At 66.9% G+C, this 20,759-nt stretch carries 22 protein-coding genes; 11 read left to right on the forward strand and 11 right to left on the reverse strand.

Going from position 1 to position 20,759, the window contains the following annotated elements:
• Positions 1-52 precede the first annotated feature (52 nt).
• The 5 genes from G4H71_RS10065 to dnaA form a co-directional block, all read right to left on the reverse strand.
• Positions 53-634, reverse strand: a complete 582-nt coding sequence (locus G4H71_RS10065) for a DUF721 family protein (RefSeq protein ID WP_072739711.1) — start codon at positions 632-634, stop codon at positions 53-55.
• The gene (gene recF / locus G4H71_RS10070; RefSeq protein WP_072739710.1) at positions 594-1,847 is read right to left on the reverse strand and encodes a DNA replication/repair protein RecF; all 1,254 of its coding nucleotides are present in this window, start codon (positions 1,845-1,847) and stop codon (positions 594-596) included. Before recF ends, G4H71_RS10065 begins: the two co-directional genes overlap by 41 nt.
• Positions 1,848-2,765 (reverse strand): phosphogluconate dehydrogenase (NAD(+)-dependent, decarboxylating), encoded by a 918-nt coding sequence (gene gnd / locus G4H71_RS10075; protein WP_072739709.1) that lies wholly within the window; start codon positions 2,763-2,765, stop codon positions 1,848-1,850.
• Positions 2,766-2,815: 50 nt separating this feature from the next.
• A complete protein-coding gene (gene dnaN, locus G4H71_RS10080; RefSeq protein WP_072739708.1) occupies positions 2,816-4,000 on the reverse strand; it encodes a DNA polymerase III subunit beta in 1,185 nt (394 codons plus the stop codon).
• An 873-nt stretch (positions 4,001-4,873) separates the two neighbouring features.
• Positions 4,874-6,544, reverse strand: coding sequence for a chromosomal replication initiator protein DnaA (gene dnaA / locus G4H71_RS10085; RefSeq protein ID WP_072739707.1), 1,671 nt, complete (start codon positions 6,542-6,544; stop codon positions 4,874-4,876).
• Between the two features lie 803 nt (positions 6,545-7,347).
• Between dnaA and rpmH the strand changes: the two genes are divergently transcribed.
• The 11 genes from rpmH (at position 7,348) to G4H71_RS10140 (ending at position 15,532) form a co-directional block, all read left to right on the forward strand.
• Positions 7,348-7,491: a 50S ribosomal protein L34 gene (gene rpmH / locus G4H71_RS10090; protein WP_072739754.1), complete on the forward strand. Its 144-nt coding sequence runs from the start codon at positions 7,348-7,350 to the stop codon at positions 7,489-7,491.
• A 21-nt stretch (positions 7,492-7,512) separates the two neighbouring features.
• Entirely contained in the window at positions 7,513-7,926 is a 414-nt protein-coding gene (gene rnpA / locus G4H71_RS10095) for a ribonuclease P protein component (protein WP_072739706.1), read from the forward strand.
• The gene (gene yidD, locus G4H71_RS10100; RefSeq protein ID WP_072739705.1) at positions 7,923-8,312 is read left to right on the forward strand and encodes a membrane protein insertion efficiency factor YidD; all 390 of its coding nucleotides are present in this window, start codon (positions 7,923-7,925) and stop codon (positions 8,310-8,312) included. Before rnpA ends, yidD begins: the two co-directional genes overlap by 4 nt.
• Before the next feature lie 4 nt (positions 8,313-8,316).
• Positions 8,317-9,453: a membrane protein insertase YidC gene (gene yidC, locus G4H71_RS10105; protein WP_072739704.1), complete on the forward strand. Its 1,137-nt coding sequence runs from the start codon at positions 8,317-8,319 to the stop codon at positions 9,451-9,453.
• Positions 9,454-9,473: 20 nt separating this feature from the next.
• On the forward strand, positions 9,474-10,013 hold the full coding sequence (locus G4H71_RS10110; protein ID WP_072739703.1) for a Jag family protein: 540 nt from the start codon (positions 9,474-9,476) through the stop codon (positions 10,011-10,013).
• 468 nt (positions 10,014-10,481) lie between these two features.
• Entirely contained in the window at positions 10,482-10,718 is a 237-nt protein-coding gene (locus tag G4H71_RS10115) for an ATP-binding protein (protein ID WP_281392604.1), read from the forward strand.
• Positions 10,719-10,762: 44 nt separating this feature from the next.
• Entirely contained in the window at positions 10,763-10,897 is a 135-nt protein-coding gene (locus tag G4H71_RS22895; RefSeq protein WP_371842850.1) for a hypothetical protein, read from the forward strand.
• 879 nt (positions 10,898-11,776) lie between these two features.
• Positions 11,777-12,463 carry a 16S rRNA (guanine(527)-N(7))-methyltransferase RsmG gene (gene rsmG / locus G4H71_RS10125; RefSeq protein WP_083343295.1) on the forward strand — a complete coding sequence of 229 codons (687 nt, stop codon included), beginning with the start codon at positions 11,777-11,779 and terminating at the stop codon, positions 12,461-12,463.
• A gap of 50 nt (positions 12,464-12,513) precedes the next feature.
• On the forward strand, positions 12,514-13,518 hold the full coding sequence (locus G4H71_RS10130; RefSeq protein ID WP_072739699.1) for a ParA family protein: 1,005 nt from the start codon (positions 12,514-12,516) through the stop codon (positions 13,516-13,518).
• A gap of 2 nt (positions 13,519-13,520) precedes the next feature.
• On the forward strand, positions 13,521-14,639 hold the full coding sequence (locus tag G4H71_RS10135; protein ID WP_072739698.1) for a ParB/RepB/Spo0J family partition protein: 1,119 nt from the start codon (positions 13,521-13,523) through the stop codon (positions 14,637-14,639).
• A 110-nt stretch (positions 14,640-14,749) separates the two neighbouring features.
• The gene (locus G4H71_RS10140) at positions 14,750-15,532 is read left to right on the forward strand and encodes a hypothetical protein (protein WP_072739697.1); all 783 of its coding nucleotides are present in this window, start codon (positions 14,750-14,752) and stop codon (positions 15,530-15,532) included.
• Here the strand turns inward: G4H71_RS10140 and G4H71_RS10145 are convergent.
• From G4H71_RS10145 to sigM, 6 genes are all read right to left on the reverse strand, one after another.
• On the reverse strand, positions 15,486-16,670 hold the full coding sequence (locus G4H71_RS10145) for an N-acetylmuramoyl-L-alanine amidase (protein WP_072739696.1): 1,185 nt from the start codon (positions 16,668-16,670) through the stop codon (positions 15,486-15,488). The genes G4H71_RS10140 and G4H71_RS10145 overlap by 47 nt on opposite strands.
• A 134-nt stretch (positions 16,671-16,804) precedes the next feature.
• Positions 16,805-17,128 (reverse strand): thioredoxin, encoded by a 324-nt coding sequence (gene trxA, locus G4H71_RS10150; RefSeq protein ID WP_072739695.1) that lies wholly within the window; start codon positions 17,126-17,128, stop codon positions 16,805-16,807.
• A gap of 32 nt (positions 17,129-17,160) precedes the next feature.
• The gene (gene trxB / locus G4H71_RS10155) at positions 17,161-18,156 is read right to left on the reverse strand and encodes a thioredoxin-disulfide reductase (protein ID WP_072739694.1); all 996 of its coding nucleotides are present in this window, start codon (positions 18,154-18,156) and stop codon (positions 17,161-17,163) included.
• A gap of 123 nt (positions 18,157-18,279) precedes the next feature.
• Positions 18,280-19,254: an NAD-dependent epimerase/dehydratase family protein gene (locus G4H71_RS10160; protein WP_072739693.1), complete on the reverse strand. Its 975-nt coding sequence runs from the start codon at positions 19,252-19,254 to the stop codon at positions 18,280-18,282.
• Between the two features lie 33 nt (positions 19,255-19,287).
• Positions 19,288-20,073 carry an RsmA family anti-sigma factor gene (locus G4H71_RS10165; RefSeq protein WP_083343291.1) on the reverse strand — a complete coding sequence of 262 codons (786 nt, stop codon included), beginning with the start codon at positions 20,071-20,073 and terminating at the stop codon, positions 19,288-19,290.
• Positions 20,074-20,148: 75 nt separating this feature from the next.
• Positions 20,149-20,751, reverse strand: a complete 603-nt coding sequence (sigM, locus tag G4H71_RS10170; RefSeq protein WP_072739692.1) for an RNA polymerase sigma factor SigM — start codon at positions 20,749-20,751, stop codon at positions 20,149-20,151.
• Between the last annotated feature and the right edge of the window lie 8 nt (positions 20,752-20,759).

Raw genomic sequence — 20,759 nt, forward strand, 5'->3', positions numbered from 1 at the left:
CTCGCGCAATAGTTACCGTAACACTCGGTTATAGGTACTCGCCAGGGCTCGGTCAGCCGTAGGTGTCCCGGGGCCCCCGGCCACGCACGTGCCGCTCACCCTTCCGCCAGCTCGGCGCGGACGGACCGGTGATCTTCAGGGTGCGGACGACGTCATGACCGACGGCGGTGGCGATCCGCGCCAGGATCTGGGACTGCATCATCCGCAGCTGGGTGGCCCAGGCGGTCGATTCCGCCGAGACGTGCAGCACCCCCTCGCGCAGTGTCGTCGGGGTGGCGTGCGCGGCGATGTCCTCGCCGACCACCTGCACCCAACGCCCCAGCACCGTGCCCTCGGACACGTGGGGAGACCAGCCACGCTGTTTCGCGATCTGACCGGTGAGTGATCCGAGTGGCTGCGGATCACGGTCGTCCGGCCCCGGCCCGGACCAGCCGCGACGACGACGGGCACGCAGAGCACGCACACCACCGGAACGGCGCCCCTGTCCGACCGCCTTGCCCCGCGCCTTCGCCGCCGCCCGGGCCTCCTCGAGGGCACGGCGGGCGAGATCGACACCCCGCACCTCCGGCTCCGCGGCCACGCCGTCCGTGATCTCAGGCTTCGCCGGTTCCGACGTCGATTCCGACTCCGTCATCGTCCACCTCCTCGTGCGGCGAGTCCGTGATCCCGGAGACCCTGCCGCCGTCAGTATCGCGCGCCAGGACCCCGATCCTTCTCGCACGCAGCTCCGCCGGTATGTCGCCGGCCACCGCGGCGGTCACGAGGACCTGCTCGGCATCGGCAGCGACGTCGGCGAGGGCCCGCCGACGACGTCGGTCCAGTTCGGCGAACACGTCGTCGAGCATGAGCACCGGGTCGGTGCCGTCCGTCCGAAGCAGCGCGAAGGAACCCAGACGAAGTGACAGCGCGAACGACCAGGATTCTCCGTGGCTGGCGAATCCCTTGGCCGGGGTGTCGCCGAGGACCAGTTCCAGATCGTCGCGGTGTGGGCCGACCAACGAGACCCCACGGTCGATCTCCTTGCTCCGGGCCTCCGCCAGTGCGCGAAGGAACTGCTCCTCGACGAACGCCGAGTCCTCAGGTTCCGGCACTCGGGCGGGATCGAGGAACTCCGGAGGCAACATCTCACCGAGGCTCGAGCGGTAGCGCACCGATGCCGGCCGGGACTCGGGTGCGATGGAGCGGTACGAGTCGGCGATGTGCGGTGCCAGTACGTGGACGAGCGCCAGCCGGGCGCAGAGCAACTCGGCGCCGTGGGCGGCCAGATGTCCGTCCCACACGTCCAGCGTGGTGAGGGCGGACGCGCCCTCGGCGGAGTTGCCACCACGGCGCAACGCCGCTCCCGCGGTCTTGAGCAGTGCGGACCGCTGCCGCAGCACCCGGTCGTAGTCCGAGCGCACGGCGGCCATCCGCGGCAGCCGGGTGGTGACGAGTTCGTCCAGGTAGCGGCGCCGGTCCCCCGGGTCTCCCCGCACCAGGGACAGATCCTCGGGCGCGAACATCACCGTCTGCAGGATTCCCAGGATCTCGCGGGGACGACGCGTCGGGGACGTGTTGATCCGAGCCCGGTTCGCCTTGCCGTCGTTGAGTTCCACGTCGACGGTCAGCTCCCGGCCCGCGTTGACCACGGTCGCGGACACCGTGGCCTGCGCGAGGCCGCTACGCACGAGCGGGCCGTCTCCTGCGACACGATGCGAGGACAACGTGGACACGTACGCCAGTGCCTCGAGAATGTTCGTCTTGCCGTGCCCGTTCGGGCCGACGAACACGGTGCACCCCGGATCGAGGGTGATCTCCATCCGGTCCCAGGAACGGAAGTCCCGCAACGTGATCGCTCGGACGAACATCTACGAACCGGACGGCGGCGCCGAGTTACCCTCGGTGCCGGAGGTTTTCGTGGCATGCCCACCGAACTGGGCGCGCAACGCGGACACCGCCTTCATCGTCGGGGAGTCGGGCTGCCGGGACGCGAACCTGGCGAACAGCGCGGCAGAGATCACCGGAGCCGGAACCGACTGCTCGATCGCCTCCTGCACGGTCCATCGACCCTCACCGGAATCCTCTGTGTAACCGGATATCTCGGCCAGGTCCGGATCCTCGTCGAGCGCCTTCACGAGAAGCTCCAGCAGCCACGAACGGACGACCGTACCCGTCGTCCACGCCCGCAGCACTCCCGGAACGTCGGCGATCAGGTCCTGCGCCTCGAGGAGTTCGTACCCCTCCGCGTAGGCCTGCATCAACCCGTACTCGATGCCGTTGTGCACCATCTTCGCGTAGTGGCCCGCGCCGACCGGACCGGCGTGAACGAATCCGTCGGCTCGCTCGCCTTCCGGGCGCAGCGCGTCGAAGACGGGCATGGCGCGTTCGACGTCCCGCTCGGAACCGCCGACCATCAGTCCGTACCCGTTGTCTCTGCCCCAGATGCCACCGGAGACACCACAATCGAGAAATCCGATACCTCGTTCGGCGAGTACCTCCGCGTGCGGAGCATCGTCGGAGAATCTCGAGTTGCCGCCGTCGATGACGAGGTCACCCGGCTGCAACAGCTCGGACAACTCGCGCACGGTCACCCTGGTGACCTCGCCGGCGGGCACCATGAGCCAGACGATACGGGGCGACGGAAGGGTATCGACAAGTCCGGCAAGGGTTTCGACGTCGCTGACCTCGGGCCGCGGATCGTATCCGACCACCTCGTGGCCTCGTGACCGCAGCCGGTCCCGCATGTTGAAGCCCATCTTCCCGAGCCCCACCAAGCCGATCCGCACCGCGACCTCCTCTTCCGAACCGTTCGTGTCCGCTGGCGTTCCTGCCGGTGTCAGCCGGGCAGGCGCACCGGCATCAGCAGGTACGTGTACTCGCTGGCCGGTGCGGCGAAGGATCCGGAGTCGTCCGGCTCGATCGTCTCCTCGCCGGCCGGCCGGAGCACGGCGGGCCGGCTCGGCGTGGTGAATCCGAACAGGACCTTCTCGCTGTGCAGCGACGACAGGCCGTCGATGAGGTATCCGGGGTTGAACGCAATGGTCAACGCCTCCCCGTTGAACTCGGCCTCGAGCCGTTCCTCCGCGCGCCCGGCATCGTCACCACCGGCCGCGAGCAGCAACCCCTCGTCCGAGAACTGCAGACGCACCTGTGCGCCGCGTTCCGCGACGAGGGCCACGCGCTTGATCGCATCGACCAGAGGCGCGATCTCGACGCTCGCCATCGCGGTGTGCTCGGCGGGCAGGAGCTGACGGAACTTCGGGAACTCCGCGTCCAACAGGCGCGTCGTGGTGCGGCGGCCGTCGGCGACGATGCCGAGCAGTCCGTCACCACCGACGGCACCACCGGCACCGAGCGCCAGCTCCACGGGGGAAGTGGCGTCTCCGGGAAGGGTTTTCGCGGCCTCGGACAACGTCTTGGCAGGGATCAGGACTGCGGCACCGGTATCCGCGGACGCGGGGATCCACTGCAGTTCCCGCACGGCCAGACGGAACCGGTCGGTGGCGGCGAGGACGATGGTGTCGCCCTCGATCTCGAGCCGGATACCGGTCAGCATGGGGAGGGTGTCGTCCTTGCCCGCGGCCACGGCGACCTGGCTGATCGCCTGGGCGAAGACCTCCGCCGGGATCGTCCCGGTCTGCTGCGGGAGCGTCGGCAACTGCGGGTAGTCCTCGACCGGCATCGTGGGCAGGGAGAACTTGGCGCTACCGCAGGCGATGAGAACCCGGGTGCCGTCGAGCGTGACGTCGACGGGCTTGTTCGGTAGTGACCGAGTGATGTCGGCGAGGAGCTTGCCGGACACGAGTACCTGACCGACGCCACCGACCTCGGCCGCGACCCGCACCTGGGCGGACACCTCGTAGTCGAAACCGGACACCGTGAGGCCCTGCTCGGACGCGTCGAGGAGGACTCCACCGAGAACCGGGACGGGCGGCCGGGAGGGCAGACTTCGGGCCACCCAGGCAACCGAATCAGCGAATTCTTCTCGGGAGACTCGAAACTTCAGGCTTCCAAGCTCCATCGCCCGGTCGTTCCTCTCGGTAGGCACCAAAAAATTCTCTGCGCGGCCGTCCGCTGCACGGTCCGGACCTGACGTCTCGTCGACGATCGGGTGCCGGGACCACACAGTCTTGCACAGCTGACGCTCGACAACGGTATGCCCTCGAGGCCCGGCTCGGTAGTCGAATCGTGAGGGGCACGATCGACTCGAGGACGGCTGTGCACCGGCGTGATCCCCAACCCCTGTTTTGAAAGAAGTTCTTGGAAGGGAAGAACAGCAGTACTATTAGGCCCTGTGGAATCTGTGGACCGAGGCCGGTAACCGCAGGTCTCCGCCCACTGCCGGATGGGGAGAACTCGAGGACCAACTCGAGGACAAATTCGTGGTGCGTGTGGACTACTCGAGGTTGTTCACTTTCGTCCACCGTCGGTCCACAGTCTATCCACCTCATCCCCACAGTTATCCACAGGTGTGAGTGCGTCGCTGCAGGCAGAAGTCACGGCGTGTCGGTGCGGCGTGTCGCGATCCGGCCTCCCGCGGCGCCACCCCGAATCCCTCGAGGCCACCCCTCGAGCTCGCCTCGAGCCGACCTCGAGCGGGCACCTCGAGCGCTTCCGGCACGCCACCTCGAGCGCACCTCGAGCCCGGCTCGAGCGGACCTCGAGGTGCGCTCGAGCCGCTGATTCCCCTCGACTCCGACGTAGGCCCCGTGAGCAGCCCCGGTGGAGCCGCTCCTGACCGCTCCTCAGTGGGTGAAGGGATAGGGGTGAAGGGCACCTTCAGCAGGTCAGACCGGTCGAAGGTGCCCTTCACCCAGGAGGGGCCGAGGAGAGCGGACTCGAGGAGACGGGGGCGCGGGAGACGGAGATCGGGCGTGGGAGGGAGAGCTGGAGGTCAGCGCTTGGACCGCTGCTTGATCCTCGCCGTGAGCTCCTGGACCTGGTCGTACACCTTGCGCCGCTCGGTCATTTCCTTGCGGATCTTCTTGTCGGCATACATGACGGTGGTGTGGTCCCTGCCGAACGTCTGCCCGATCTTCGGCAGGGACAGGTCGGTCAGCTCCCGGCACAGGTACATGGCGATCTGGCGGGCCTGAGCGACCGCGCGGGCCTTGCCGGGGCCACACAGGTCGTCGATGGACATCGTGAAGTACTCGGCCGTGACCGCCATGATTGTCGCCGCGTTGATCTCGAGTGCCGTCGAATCCGGCATCAGATCCCGCAGAACCACCTCGGCGAGAGTGAGGTCCAGTGGCTGCCGGTTGAGGGAGGCGAACGCCGTGACCCGGATCAGGGCACCCTCGAGCTCGCGAATGTTGCGTTCGATGCGGCTGGCGATCAACTCGAGGACGTCGTACGGCACCTCGAGGCGATCCATCCGGGCCTTCTTGCTCAGGATGGCGATACGGGTCTCGAGTTCGGGCGGCTGGACATCGGTGATGAGGCCCCACTCGAACCGGGTCCGCAGCCGTTCCTCGAGTGTGGCCAATTGTTTCGGTGGGCGATCGGAGGAGACGACGATCTGCTTGTTCGCGTTGTGGAGCGTGTTGAAGGTGTGGAAGAACTCTTCCTGGATACCTTCCTTGCCCTCGATGAACTGGATGTCGTCGACGAGCAGGATGTCGGTCTCGCGGTAGCGACGCTTGAACGCCACCTTGCGGTCGTCGCGGAGGCTGTTGATGAAGTCGTTGGTGAACTCCTCGGTGGACACGTACTTCACGCGCATACCGGGGAACAGTCGCTGCGCGTAGTGGCCGACCGCGTGCAGCAGGTGGGTCTTTCCGAGACCTGAGGCGCCCCACACGAACAGCGGGTTGTAGGCGCGTGCCGGGGCCTCGGCGATCGCGACGGCTGCCGCGTGGGCGAAACGATTGGACGAGCCGATCACGAAGGTGTCGAAGGTGTACTTGGCGTTGAGGCTGTTTCCGCCGGTCGCCGCAGGAATCGGTCCCGCCGGCGGTTTCGTGAAGTACGACGGCCAGGAGGCGTGGACGCTGGCGATCGCCTCGCTGTCGTCGTCGACTTCCTCGGCGTCGGTGTGCGGGTCCGAGCCGTCGGCATACCCGTTGTGGCCGTATCCGTCCGTCGAGTAACCGGTCCCACGGTCGCGATAGTTCTCGCGGGGATAGTCCTCCCGCGAATACGAGTCCGAGGTTTCGGAGTCGGAGGGATCGTGGTCGCTGCGATCGGTGAACAGCCGACGACGATAGCTGCCGCCCGTCCCGACCGCTGCCTCGGCCGGTTCGGCGACTGCGTCGGCGGATTCCGGTACGTCGTCGGCGGGTGCGGCGATGCGCACGCCCAAGCCCTCCACCTGCTCACCGAGCCGGCGGCCCAGGGCATTGAGGATGGGCTCGCGCAGGTCTCGCTCGATCGCCTCCTGGGCAATCGGTGAAGGCACCGACAACAATGCGAAGCCCTGGGCGAGGGTCAGGGGCCGGACCAGGGCCAGCCAGGCCTTCTGCGCCCGGGTGAGAGGCGGAAGGTCGCCTGCCGGCTGCGGCGACGTGAGATCCGCGACCACGTCCACCCAGATGCGTGCGAGAACGTTGGGATCTTCGTCCACGTGGTGCCTCCCCTATCGTGCTGCGTCGGGCGGCACTGCTGCCGTACCAATCAACTACCGGCTTACGAATATGCCATCTGATCAGTGTTTCCACACAATTATCCACAGATGTGGACAACGTGCGTTGATGTCACGAACCGGCATGTTCGTGACAGTGACCTAGGTCGATGAATTCCCCCCGACCTGCGGATATGCAGTGTTGTGGCAGCTCGCCGGACTACGTCGTCATTCGGGTCCGGTGCCGGCGAGCCCCGGTACACGGCCGTCCACGTGGGGATCTGCGGTGCCCTGTGGATGAATCGGACAGGGGCCGACGGGAATCCGGCAGCGGGCCGCGAGACGGGGTCGCGAGCGGATGGAGAAGGGACGACATCGAGACGGGACGACCCTCGTGCGGAGTCCGCACTCCATCCATGGGCGTCGTCGTGTCCATGCATCCGACGCTAGCAGCGGTGTCGGCAGCCTCACAGCGGTTTGGCACATTCGGTCGAGAGGTGCAACCATCACGGTGAACTCGGCGTGTCCTCTCCGTTCCCGAAGCGCTGGAAAGCGCCGAAGGATCGGACGGGCGCCGCACTGTGACCGGGTCGCTGCTGCGACCGGATCGAGGTGGCGTGAGCGAGTTTGACCTGGCAGGCGCGGATCAGTACCCTCAAACAGTCGCCCTGTGGTGGGTGACGATTTCGTGCTGGCCCCGGAGGCCAGGTCGCATCGTCGCACCGGCCGGGTGGAGACACCAGATTTTCCAGCAGTACGTACCAGCGGCGCCGGGAGGCGCCACCGAACTTCGAGGAGTGTTGACCGTGGCCAAGGGCAAGCGGACGTTCCAGCCGAACAACCGACGCCGCGCGCGGGTTCACGGCTTCCGTCTTCGTATGCGTACCCGTGCAGGTCGGGCAATCGTGTCGTCGCGTCGCCGTAAGGGCCGCGCTGCGCTGACCGCCTGATCTTCGGTTCAGGAGCTCGGGGTGTTGCCTGAGCCGAACCGTTTGCGCCGTCACTCCGACTTCTCGCTCACCGTGCGCCAAGGGCGCCGGATCGGGCGGCGGGATCTCGTGGTCCATGCCAGATCGGTGTCCGGAGCGAACGAGGCGGTTCGATTCGGCGGCCCGAGGTTCGGGCTCGTCGTGAGTAAAGCTGTCGGGCCGGCGGTGATTCGACATCGAGTCGCACGCCGGCTTCGTCATATCTGTATGCCGTTGACCTCCCGTGTCCCGGCCCAGACGGACATCGTGATCCGTGCGCTCCCGGGTGCGGCCACGGCCAGTAGTCCCGAATTGGAACAGCAGTTGCGCGCCGGCCTACGGCGTCTCGGAATACTCGCGTCCACGAGCTCTCCCGAGCTCGCCACCGAGTCCCCGTCCTCGAGTTCACCATCATGATCGATACCCCGACAGAGCCCGCAGTCCGCGACGCTCCGCTGACGCGGCGGCTCCGTGAGTTGCCCGCTCGTGGGGCGATCTTCTGCATCGAGCTGTACCGGACGTATGTGTCGCCCCTGCGGATGCCGACCTGCCGGTTCACTCCGACGTGCAGCGAATACGCTGTCGAGTCATTGCGCACCCACGGTTTGTGGAAGGGATCGGCACTTGCCGCGGTTCGGCTGGCGAAGTGCGGTCCCTGGCACTCCGGAGGGTGGGATCCGGTCCCCGAACGTCGTCGAACGTCATCTCGGCGAACAGCGTCTCGTCACACGCCGTCGGGCCGCCGTCCTGCGCACGTGAACGACCACAGTCCGCTGAACTTGGACGAACAGAGGAGTACATAGAGCCGTGCTCGACTTCATTTACTATCCCGTGTCCTGGATCCTCTGGGTCTGGCACAAGGTATTCGGGGCCGTCCTCGGCCCGGACAACGGCGTGGCCTGGGCACTGTCCGTGGTCTTCCTCGTCTTCACTCTGCGTGCGGTTCTCTACAAGCCGTTCGTCAAGCAGGTGCGCACTACCCGCCAGATGCAGGAGTTGCAGCCGCAGATCAAGGCGCTGCAGAAGAAGTACTCCGGCGATCGCCAGCGGCAGGCGCAGGAGATGCAGAAGCTGCAGAAGGAACACGGCTTCAATCCGCTCATGGGGTGTCTGCCTGTCCTCGCGCAGGCTCCGGTGTTCATCGGCCTGTTCCACGTGCTGCGCTCCTTCAACCGCACCGGTACCGGGTTCGGCCAGCTGGGCCTCACCCCGGAAGAGAACGCGTCGATCGGCAACTACGCGTTCAGCCCTGACGATGTCCAGTCCTTCCTCAGTGCCCGCCTGTTCGGCGCCCCCATCTCTGCGGCCATCACCAGCCCACAGAGCGTTCTCGAAGCGTTCGCCCCGTTCGGTGGAGTCCCGTCGGCGATCAACATCGCCGCGGTTGCCATTCCGCTGATGCTCGTGGCCAGCGTCGCGACGCACTTCAACTCACGCGCTTCCGTGGCGCGCCAGAGCCCTGAGGCCGCTGCCAACCCGCAGTCGGCGATCATGAACAAGCTGGCGCTGTACGTCTTCCCCCTCGGCGTGCTCGTCGGTGGTCCGTTCCTGATGATCGCGATCCTGATCTACTGGGTCAGTAACAACATCTGGACCTACGCACAGCAGCACATCGTCTTCCGCCGGATCGACAAGGAAGAGGAAGAGAAGAAGGCGGCCGCCATCGAGCGGCGCGCCGCCAATGCTCCGAAGCCTGGCGCGAAGCCCGGAACGAAGAAGAAGAAGAGTGCTGCCACGTCGACCGCGGCGGACGACGCCGACGTTCCGGACGAGGCCGAAACCCCCTCCGCGGAGGAACCCGAGTCGAAGACCGGGACCGAGAGCACATCCGGTGGCGCCACGAAGGCGACCGGACGCGGCGCTGCGCAGAAGAGCCCCAAGCCCAAACCGCAGAACAGGCCGAACACGAACCGGGGCAAGTCCCAGAAGCGCAAGCGACGCTGATTCGAGAGAAGAGAACGACGATGACCAATGAGTCGGATATCGCAGTGGAAGAAGAGGTAACGGACGTGGCCGTCGAGACCAACGAAGACGTCGAGTCCGACGACCTTCTGGTCGAAGAGGGCGAGATCGCCGGCGACTACCTCGAACAGCTCCTCGACATCCTCGACTTCGATGGCGACATCGATCTGGACGTCGAGGGCGACCGGGCGGTCGTGAGCATCGATGGAGGATCCGATCTCGAGAAGCTGGTGGGCCGCAAGGGCGAAGTCCTCGATGCTCTGCAGGAACTGACGCGTCTGGCGGTGCAGCAGTCGACCGGCGAGCGCAGCCGGCTGATGCTGGATGTCGCCGGGTGGCGTGCGGGTCTGCGAAACGAGTTGACCGAGCTCGGAACCGAGACCGCACGCCGCGTTCTCGAGACCGGTGAGCGTGAGTCTCTGCGTCCGATGACTCCGTTCGAGCGCAAGATCGTGCACGATGCCGTCGCTGCGGTCGACGGGGTGTCCAGCGAGAGTGAAGGCGTGGAGCCGCAGCGACGAGTGGTCGTCCTCAAGGATTGATCGACGATGACCGACCGTTGTCGAGTCGGTGCGCACGGGCCCGCAGGATGTGTTCCTGCGGGCCCGTCGTCGTTTGTGACACCAAACGGAAGCAGGCACTCCGTGGCGGTTTCACGTGAAACCGGCTCCCCTCCCCCGCGTCGATGTGGGTGTTTCACGTGAAACGGCGTACTCCGCGACTCCCCGTCACGGAATCGCGGCCGAGCCGATGGTGGAGTGGAGTCGGCAGGGGTGGTTCGTCGCGGAGTGACGCCGAGTGCAGCGCAGGTATGAGGCCGGCGGGCTCTGTTGTCGGTCAGGGGCTCGAGGCTCCGCGGATCGCCGCCGAATCCGGGGCGCGGTTGGGTATCAAAAGCGCCGGGTTCCCGGCGATCAAGACAGTCACCGACTTTCGATTTCGGCGTCCAACCCGGGAGAGCACATCTGGGGACTGTATCGGCGGGCGCGGGCGCGCGCGCCGGTCACCGGGTGGCGTTCGCGCCGGTCACTGGGTGGATCACCCGGCTGGCGCATGCACATCGGTTGGAGCGGTTGGACATCGAACCACGCAAGATCGCTCGGATCGGGCTGGTCGCGATCGTCGGGGTCGGCTACATCCCGTGCGACACCGAAGCCGCGAACCTGTTCTTCCAGTTGGTGTCGAGCCGCTACGAGAAGTCCTCGATCATCCCGACCTCGAAATCTGCTGTTCGCGAGGTGGAGTGAAGTGTTCGGTGAGGCCATCATCGCCCCGGCGATGATCGATCGGATTGTCCCACCACGCCGATCTGATCGCGTTGAAGGGTACGAGCTATCGCATCAAGCACCCTGGGATCGTCATCCACATCGATGTCACCACGTTCGACAACATCTCGGACGGCGGAGGCTGGCGCCCTGTCGATTGACAGCAGGCCTTCGAAGCAAGGAGGTCACGGCCAACCGCAACGGTCTGGTCGGCACCGCATTCGTGCACACCGTGATCGGCGACCGCTCCCGCGTCGCTTACTCCGAGATCTGTGCTGACGACGAGGCCACCACGATTGGTGTGCGGCAACGAGCAGTCGTCTGCTTCGCTGGCCGAGGCGTGACCGTCGAGCGACTTCTGTCCGACAATGGCTCGGCCTACCGGACCCACGCTCGGCGCGAGAGCCACACGGCTGTAGCGATCATCCACTCGGACCCAGACCCCAGACAAACGGGAAGATCGAGCGCTTCCACCGCACCCTGTCCGACGGCTGGGCCCACACACGCATGTACGAATCAGTGAACCACCGACCGCAACAAACGCATCGTCGGACTGGCTCCGTGATAGCGATCTTGGTCCGGTCGGGTGGACGACTACGGCAGAGGCCGGGGCGGAGTTCGAGTCAATGGTCCCCATCATCCATCCCCGATGTCGCACTCTCCCGAAAGGTGACACCGTGGAATGGCAGAGCGGTCGGAACGACACCGCTGTCTTCGGCATCCTTCTCGCTACGGCTGGCGTGATCGCCGGGTGGCCGCCCGGACGCGGTTCGTTCGGGTCACGGCCCACGACCCCTCCCCTGGCGGGTGGCCGGTGCGTGGCGCGGTCGCGGAGGAGCGGTGTCGCCGGCCGATTTCCCTCGAATTCTCTGCGATGATTCACCCACGGGAGTTTCGTCACGGTGATGATTCATTTCTCGGCGGTTGCGGACGAATAGTGATGAACGACCACTCGCTGTGCCGTGGGTCAGCGGACATCTGTCGCCGTAAGGGTCGATAATGTGAGGGCCTACATTTTGCACAGCGCCGCGCGCGGGAGGATGTTTCACGTGGAACAAGTTGGTGCTCGACCCGACGACTGGGACGAGCTGAAAGTAGCTCACCAGATCTTCGGGGATCGGTTCCACATTGCCCAGCACTACCACGACTCCCTCGCCGGCGACGGTGTGGAACGAGGACTCATCGGGCCGCGCGAAGTGCCCCGGCTGTGGGAGCGTCATCTCCTCAACTGTGCGGTGGTCGCCGAACTCATCGGTGAGGGTGAGTCGGTGGTGGATGTGGGTAGCGGTGCCGGACTCCCTGGAATCCCGCTCGCGATCGCGCGACCCGATCTCAGGGTGACGCTCGTCGAGCCGCTGCTCCGGCGGTCGGTCTATCTGGCTGAGTTCGTGGAGGCCCACGGATTGGATGTGCTCGTGGTCCGCGGTCGGGCCGAGGAGTCGGGCGTGATCAAGGAAGCGGGCGGGGCCGACGTCGTCACCTCCCGCGCGGTGGCGCCGCTCGAGAAGCTCACCAAGTGGTCGATGCCCCTCGTGCACGAGCATGGGAGAATGCTCGCACTGAAGGGATCGAGTGCCGCGGAGGAGATCGAGCGGGCGCGTCCGGCGTTGGCGAAGTTGGGCGCCGGGAAGATCGATATCGTCGAATGTGGCAAGGGGTTGGTTCCTGTGCCGACCGTGGTGGTTCGCGCGGAGCGACTCTCTCGTCGCCAGCGGCACGGGCGCTGAGGGGGAACCATGTGCAGTAGTGATCGATTTCCAAATCGAAGGAGTGTTTCATGACGGGTGGGCCTGAATCCGCCGTTTCACGTGAAACGAGCGTTTCACGTGAAACCGAACCGACCACGGATCCGTCGGCTGGTTCCTTCACCGAACGAGATCATTTCGCCACGCCCTACTCGGCGCCATCGGAAGACACACCCATCGGGGTCGCCGCGCATCGAGCGAGTCAGGTGCTGCACCCGAAGTCGCTCACCATCCCGAAGCCCACCGAGCGTCGAGTGCTCACCATCGCCAATCAGAAGGGCGGTGTCGGCAAGACGACGACCGCCGTGAACATGGCGTCCGCGCTTGCCCTCCAGGGGCTCACAGTCCTCGTCGTCGACCTCGACCCACAGGGCAACGCCAGTACCGCACTCGGCGTCGCGCACCATTCCGGCGTGCCCTCGAGCTACGAGGTCCTCATCGGTGAGGTTCAGGCCCGGGAGGCGGTCCAGCAGAGCCCGCACAGTGATCGCCTGTTCTGCATCCCGGCCACCATCGATCTGGCGGGTGCCGAGATCGAGCTGGTGTCGATGGTCGCGCGGGAAGGCCGACTGAAGAATGCGCTCACGGCGCAGGCACTCGGCGACATCGATGCGGACTTCATCCTGATCGACTGCCCCCCGTCACTCGGGCTCCTCACGGTCAATGCGCTGGTGGCCGCGAAAGAGGTCCTCATTCCGATCCAATGTGAGTACTACGCGCTCGAAGGCGTCGGCCAGCTGCTCCGCAATATCGAACTCGTACAGGCGCATCTGAACCCCGAGCTTCACGTGTCCACCGTGCTGCTGACCATGTACGACGGGCGTACCAAGCTCGCCGATCAGGTTGCGGAGGAGGTTCGCGCACACTTCGGCGACGCTGTTCTCCGGTCGGTGATCCCCCGCAGCGTCAAGGTCTCGGAGGCACCGGGATACGGAATGACCGTGCTCGACTACGACCCCGGATCCCGGGGGGCAATGAGTTATCTGGATGCCGGGCGCGAGTTGGCTGCGCGGGCCGTGAAGACGCAGGAGCAGTAGAGATGAGCCAGACACGCAGGGGTGGATTGGGACGCGGGCTCGCCGCACTGATTCCGACGGGGCCGGCCAACGGACCGGGTTTGGGGTCGGCAGCGGCGGACGTGGTCATCGGGGCGGAACGCCCCGGCGGCACACAGACCGAGGAGCGTGGTTTCACGGGAAACATTGCTCCGGAAGACGCGGAACTCTCGACGTCCGAGGACGCGCCGGAGACCTCCGCCGCGGCGCCGACCGACGAATCCACGTCGACGGCGACTCCTGCCGCCGATTCCGCGGAGCCCCTCCCCTCCCCCACCGGCGCTGTCTACCGGGAGATCCCACCGGATCGGATCGAGCGCAATCCGAAGCAGCCCCGGCAGGTCTTCGACGAGGAAGCGCTCGCGGAGCTCGTCCACTCGATCCGTGAGTTCGGGCTCATGCAGCCGATCGTGGTTCGGCCACTCGGCGACGACCGCTACCAGATCGTCATGGGTGAGCGCCGCTGGCGAGCCAGCCAGGAAGCCGAGCTCGACGCCATCCCGGCGATTGTCCGCGAGACGCAGGACGATGCCCTGCTGCGGGATGCTCTGCTCGAGAACATCCACCGGGTGCAGCTGAACCCGCTGGAAGAGGCTGCCGCGTACCAGCAGCTGCTCGAGGAGTTCGAGGTCACCCACGAGGAACTCGCCACCCGTCTGGGCCGATCCCGCCCCGTCATCACCAACATGATCCGCTTGCTGAAGCTGCCGATTCCGGTGCAGCGGCGGGTCGCGGCAGGAGTGCTCTCCGCGGGTCACGCCAGAGCCCTGCTGTCCCTGGAGGCCGGTGCCGACGCCCAGGAGGTCATGGCGGCCCGGATCGTGGCAGAGGGTATGTCGGTGCGTGCCACCGAGGAAGCGGTGACTCTGGCGAACCGGAACGACGACGGCCCCGCGGCGCCTGCTGCCCGGCGCAAGCCCATCCAGATGCCGGGCCTCCAGGATGTCGCCGAGCGGCTGTCCGACTCCTTCGATACCCGGGTCACCGTCAGTCTGGGCAAGCGCAAGGGCAAGATCGTGGTCGAGTTCGGTTCGGTCGAGGACCTGCAGAGGATCGTGGGGATGATGGAGACCCAGAACCCAGGCGCAACGGTCGAAGGCTGAGTGTGGTGAGCACACGGCAGCCGATCTCTGCATCGCCGACCCCCGCTCCCCCGCGAGCGACGCCGGCAGGCGGGCGCGGCAGAATGTGGCACTCGGGACGGATTCGGTAGGTGTCCGTATCGTCTCGAGTCGTCCCGCTCGTCCTCGACGGGCTGGATGCACTGTCGCTCCACGTCCGGCGCTGCGTGTTCTGGGAGATGGAGCCCGCCGCGGTGATTTCCTCCCGGGAGTTCTACGATCCCGAGTTCGAGAAGGAAGCGTGGCTCTCCATGGTCATGCTGGAGTGGGGCACGTGCGGTCAGGTCGTGAGTGTGGACGGTCGGCCCGCCGGGAGCGCCCTCTATGCCCCGCCCCGAATGGTTCCGCGGGCGCAGCTGTTCCCGACCTCACCGGTGAGTGCGGACGCTGTGCTGTTGACGAGTCTTCACGTGGATCCGGCCGGCGACGCGCAGGACCTCGGAAGTGCGCTGGTGCACGCCGTCGTCGGAGATCTGATTCGACGAGGTGTGCGTGCACTCGAGGCATTCGGGTACCGGCGCACGGCATCGGAACCCGAGGTCGGTGAGATCGAGGAGGGTGGGCCGGTCGCATCGGCAACAGCGGCACTGGCCTGCTCGGACCGGGACTGCATGATCGACGCGAACTTCCTCGAAGAGTTCGGTTTCGAGGAGATCGCGCCGCATCATCGGTATCCCCGATTTCGCCTGGAGCTCCACCGGGACCACGAGTGGAAGGAAGATGTCGAGGCGGCACTGTTCCAGCTGTTGGAAGCGGCAGCGCTGACGATCGAGACGAGTCAGCCGAGGACGCCGGTCGGGGTGAGCGCGACGTCCGCCGGGCGGACGGTCAGTCGGCGGTCGACAGCTCGGACGCGAGCAGCCCGGCGAAGGTGAAGGTGCCGGTCGGCTGATCGTCCTGGCCGAGCAGATACAGGCGCTTCACCGAGACGAGGATTCCCTCGGCGATCGCATCGCGCGCCCGCGGGTCGGTGAGGACGGCGACGTCACCGACATTGGTGAGGTAGCCGAGATCGACCTGCACGGTCGGCATGTTGGTGAGGCGGAGCAGATCCCAGGTGCGGCCGTGGGTGCGGCAATCCAGCAGCGCGGTCCGGGCGACGATCTCCCGCTGGATGAACCCGCTGAGAATCTGGCCGATGGTCGACGTGGACCCGTGGGAGTTACCGAAGTGGAAGCTCGCGATTCCGTTGGCGGCCTCGCTCGCGTTCGAGTCGCAGCGCAACGAGATGGTCAGATCGGCGTCGAAGGTGTTGGCCCGCGCCGCTCGCTCGGCATCGCTCGGGTTGTCGTGATGCGGCCGAGACAGGAAGGTCTCCATCCCGGTGGCGGCCATCCGGCCCTCGAGCCGCCGGGCCAGATCCCACAGGATGTCCGCCTCGTACAGGGTCTCCCCCCGCGCGCTGCGGACGGCGAGCCCACGGTCGGCGCCGCCGAGACCGGGGTCGAGCACGATCCGCTTGCCGCTCAGCTGCGGGCCGGAACGCCGGACGACTTCCTCCTCGCTGATCGCGTGAGGCGAGCCGCCGGTGACCCGGGTGCCGAGCAATTCGAGGGATCGCAGTGTGGCCGGTCCGCAGATGCCGTCCGCGGCCAGTCCGATCTCGCGTTGGAAGCCGGACAGGGACTCGTGGGTCTGAGGACCGAAGAAGCCGTCCACCCGCCCGAAGTAGAAGCCGAGATCCTGCAGCCGGGTCTGCAGCGTCGCCACGTCGTCGCCGAACAGCGGCGCGGACAGCTGGTAGATCAACGTGCGGGCACCGAGCCGGTAGGACGCTTCCTTGAGCGTGCGGTACGTCGCCGGACCTACCACGCCGTCGACGAGAAGGCCGCGTTGCTGCTGGAAGGCGCGCACCGCGCTGTCGAGATGGTGGTCGAACTCTGCATCCGACGCCAGCCACCGGGCACCGTGGGAACTGCTGCCGTTGCCGTTCTGCAGGAAGCCGAGATCGGTGAGAGTGCTCCGTATCTCCGCGACCGCCGGACCGCGGTCACCGTGACGGAGTCGGTGCATTCTTCGGACCTTCCTGATGTTCGGACGGGGTCGTTTCGGGGCACGAACCACAACGATCGATGTGCCCGACCACGTCGAGCACATCGATCGATTGTGTCAGAGACCGATGTCGTTCGGGAATTCTGGGCGTCAGATCACAGTACTTCGGCCAGCTCCTTCAGGAGGGCCGCTTTGCCCTTCGTGCCCACCACCTTGTTGATCGGCTTGCCGTCCTTGAACAGGATCAACGTCGGAATCGACATGACCTGGAAGTCGCGCGCAGCGGACGGATTCTCGTCGACGTCGAGCTTCGCGATCGTCAGCTTGTCCGCGTACTCGCCCGCGATCTCCTCGAGGACCGGGGCGATCAGCTTGCAGGGAGCGCACCAGGTGGCCCAGAAGTCGACGAGGACGGGCTTGTCGCTGTCGAGGACGTCCTTCTGGAAGGAGTCGTCGGTGATGGTGACGGTGTTGGTCACGGGTGTTCCTCTCGGCGGAGTGAGAATCGGGGTCAGGCCTGGACCGGGACGTCGACCGAATGGCCGGCCGCGGCGAGCGTGTTCCGCGTGATCTCGCCGTGCTCGGCGAGCCAGCGCTCGGCATCGATCGCGGCGGAGCAGCCGGTGCCGGCGGCGGTGATCGCCTGCCGGTAGCGATGGTCGACGAGATCGCCGGCGGCGAAGACACCGTCGATCGAGGTGGCCGTGGTGGGCGTGGCGACCACGACGTAGCCTTCGTCGTCGATCTGGACCTGGCCCTTGACGAGTTCGCTCCGCGGGTCGTGACCGATGGCCACGAACATCCCGGTGACGTCGAGGGTGCTCTCCTCCCCCGTCCGGGTGTCCTGGACGACGATCCCGCTCACGGAGTTCTCGCCGAGGACCCGGACGGGCACGGCGTTGGTCACGAAGCGGATCTTCTCGTTGGCCTTGGCGCGCTCGAGCATGATCCGGGACGCCCGGAACTCGTCACGCCGGTGCACGACGGTGACGCTGCGGGCGAAGCGCGTGAGGAAGGTGGCCTCCTCCATCGCGGAGTCGCCTCCGCCGATGACGGCGATGTCCTGGTCCTTGAAGAAGAAGCCGTCACAGGTGGCGCAGGCGCTGACCCCACGGCCGAGGAGGGTGTCTTCCCCGGGGATGTCGAGGTAGCGGGCTGCTGCGCCCATCGCGAGGATGACCGAGTAGGCGTGGTGCTCCTCGCCGTTCACGACGACCTTCTTGACCGGGCCGGTGAGGTCGAGGGCTTCGACGTCCTCGGTGCGGATGTCCGCCCCGAAACGCTTCGCCTGCTCCCGCATCTCGTCCATCAGATCCGGTCCCATGATGCCCTCGCGGAATCCGGGGAAGTTCTCGACCTCGGTGGTGGTCATCAGTGCCCCACCGAACTGAGTGCCCTCGAACAGCAGCGGGGAGAGTTCGGCGCGCGCCGCGTACACGGCGGCCGTGTACCCGGCAGGTCCCGAACCAACGATGATGACGTCGTGAATCGTTGATGGAGTGGTCATGCGGGCCTTCCGGTCGTGGGGGCAGTCGTGACCCCGGCGGGTCGAGCACATACGAAATGGTCAACACCAGGGTAAAGGGTGTTGTTCCCCGGCTCGCGTGCCACACGCTCGGTCGCGGTGCGGTCAGGTGGCGAAGCTCCTGGCGATCGCTGCGCGAGGTGACCGCCACTGCAGCCCCAGCTCGTCGCGGGTCCGGGAATCGTCGGTAGGGGTCGCCGAGGTCAGCAACCACGCCGCCTCGTAGCTGAGCCCGGCACTGATCGGAGTGAAGCGTCCGACGACGTCGGCGAGACGTCCCATCGAACGGAAGATCGCGCCCGGGAGCGGGATCCTGCGGATCGGTCGTCCGGACGCCGCCTCGAGCACGTCGACGAGTTCGTCGAAGGGAATGAGCTCGCCGCCGCACACGTAGCGCCGCGGGCCACGTCCTGGCGTCATCACCGCGGCGTGCACGGCAGCGACGTCGAGGACGTCGATCATCTGCATCCCCCCGTTCAGGCGCGGAGCGACGCGATTCGCGACCATGAGGCCCCAGCCCTGTTCGGTGATGCCGGGTGTGCCGCCGACACCCGGCCCGACGACACTGGACGGATAGGTGACGACGACCGGCGCGCCGGCCTGCTGGAGTGCGCGCGCCACCCGGTCTGCGGCAGCCTTGCTGCGTCCGTAGGCGCTGCGGGCGCGGGCGGTGGGACTGTCGGGGCCGATGACCGGATCCGGGGAGGGGAACAGGGCGCTGAAGCTGGCGACGTGGACGATCGGATCGAGGCCGGCGAGCGCGGAGCGGGTGAGGAGCGTCGTCGTGGCCTCGGTGTTGACCTCCCACATCAACTGTTCGCGGGTGTCGTCCGTGCCCACGACGCCGGCCGCGTGCAGCAGTGCGTCGGCGCCGTCGAGCAGTGCGTCGACGGTGGCGGGGTCTCGGATGTCGCCCGCGACGATCTCGACGTCCGACCACGGGGCGCCGACGTGCGTGGCGAGCGTGTGCGTGGATTCGCCGGGGAGGACGAGCAGGCGGACCCGGTGCCCGGCTTCGAGGAGTGCCGCGGTGCAGTGGGCTCCCACATAGCCGGTGGCGCCCGTCACAGTGATGTCCATCGGAACACCGTAGCGGGTCGAACTAGAACACGTTCACCCGATGTCGCGGGTCGCGATCGTGTCGGCGTTTCCTGCCGCACATCCCTCGCCGACGACGAGTGCGGTGAGTTGCGGCGGCTGCGGTCCGGCGAGGATCAGCAGCACGCCGGTCCGGCCGTCGATACGAACTTCCTTCGAGCCCAGCAGCGGACGGCCCGGCTCGATGCCGTTGGCCTCCAGGCAGCCGGCCAGGGTGTCCGGAGCCACGAGTGGTCCGAGTTCGCGCGATCCGATCAGGGTCATGATCTGGCCCGGTTGCAGGCCGGCCCCGAGATCGACGGGTGTTCCCGTCGGTGTGGTGGCGGTCGGCGCCGCCATGGTAGGCGCGTCCGACTGTTCCCCGAAGGGAAGCACCAGCACCACCGCCACCAGCGCGGCTGCCGCCGCGGCGACCACGCCCCCGCCGAGAACGAGTCGACGGCGACGGTTGCGGTCCAGCGGCACCACCTCGGACGTACGGCCCGGTGGCGCTGCCGGCATGCCGGCGGTCTCCCGGGCCAGTGCCCGCCCGATGCGGTCGGCGATCTCCGGTGGGATCGGCGTCGCGGCGGACAGGTCGGCACCCACGGCACCGAGGTCTGCCGACACCCGGTCCAGTGCGGCGAGGATGTCGGCGGCAGCCGGGTCCTCGTCGAGCCGAGCGTGGACGCGGGCCGCGACATCGTCCGGCAGAGCACCGGCGTGGAGCTCCGCCAGGACGTCGGGCGAGAACGGAGGCTCGTAGCGGGTGTCGGCGGCGCCGCTGTCGTCGCGTGGTGGTTCAGGATGCTCGGTCGGCACGGCACCACCACCTCCTCCCCCACGTTGCCGGCTCGTGTGGAACACGAACCCCTAACTGGATAGGACGTCGTAGGGTCACTGTCGGTTCCCCTCCTCGCGAAAGTATTCGAGAGTGAGGGCGAGCTTCTTGCGTGCCCGGGCGCATCTGCTCTTGACCGTGCCTTCCGGGATACCGAGGAGGGCGGATGCCTCCGCGGTGGAGCGGCCCTCGAGGTCGACGGCGACGATCGCCAGCCGCTGGTCGTCGGGCAGCGTGGTGAGTGCGCGTTCGACGACGACGGCGAGTTCCCGTTCGGCGATGTGATCGCGCCGTACCGGAGGATCCTGGGCGTCGTCGGTGGACAGCGACACGGTGGGACGGTTTCGGTTGCGCCGGATCCGGTCCAGGCACGCGTTCACGACGATGGTGTGCAGCCAGCTGCGCACCGCCGCGTCACGGCGGAATCGGGCGGCCGCGCGATGTGCCGACAGCAGTGCGTCCTGCAGTGCGTCGGCCGCGTCCTCGGGGGTGTAGCTGGTGCGGAGAGCCACGTGCCACAGGTGGTCGTAATGACGGGACAGCAGGGTCTCGAAGGCGTGTGGGTCTCCCGCCACATGCGCTTGGAGCAGGTCGACGTCCGGGATCTCGGCACGACCGGGCGGATCGCCGACCTTCGTTGCCCCCCTGAATATCCGCACCCGCGGAT

The organism is Rhodococcus triatomae, assembly GCF_014217785.1.
Classification (GTDB): domain Bacteria; phylum Actinomycetota; class Actinomycetes; order Mycobacteriales; family Mycobacteriaceae; genus Rhodococcus_F; species Rhodococcus_F triatomae.

Coding starts and splice junctions, on each gene's coding strand:
- G4H71_RS10065 (WP_072739711.1), bottom strand. CDS start 634: ATGACGGAGTCGGAATCGACGTCGGAACCGGCGAAGCCTGAGATCACG.
- recF (WP_072739710.1), bottom strand. CDS start 1,847: ATGTTCGTCCGAGCGATCACGTTGCGGGACTTCCGTTCCTGGGACCGG.
- dnaN (WP_072739708.1), bottom strand. CDS start 4,000: ATGGAGCTTGGAAGCCTGAAGTTTCGAGTCTCCCGAGAAGAATTCGCT.
- yidD (WP_072739705.1), top strand. CDS start 7,923: ATGATCGATACCCCGACAGAGCCCGCAGTCCGCGACGCTCCGCTGACG.
- G4H71_RS10110 (WP_072739703.1), top strand. CDS start 9,474: ATGACCAATGAGTCGGATATCGCAGTGGAAGAAGAGGTAACGGACGTG.
- rsmG (WP_083343295.1), top strand. CDS start 11,777: ATGTTTCACGTGGAACAAGTTGGTGCTCGACCCGACGACTGGGACGAG.
- G4H71_RS10130 (WP_072739699.1), top strand. CDS start 12,514: ATGACGGGTGGGCCTGAATCCGCCGTTTCACGTGAAACGAGCGTTTCA.
- G4H71_RS10135 (WP_072739698.1), top strand. CDS start 13,521: ATGAGCCAGACACGCAGGGGTGGATTGGGACGCGGGCTCGCCGCACTG.
- G4H71_RS10145 (WP_072739696.1), bottom strand. CDS start 16,670: ATGCACCGACTCCGTCACGGTGACCGCGGTCCGGCGGTCGCGGAGATA.
- trxB (WP_072739694.1), bottom strand. CDS start 18,156: ATGACCACTCCATCAACGATTCACGACGTCATCATCGTTGGTTCGGGA.
- G4H71_RS10160 (WP_072739693.1), bottom strand. CDS start 19,254: ATGGACATCACTGTGACGGGCGCCACCGGCTATGTGGGAGCCCACTGC.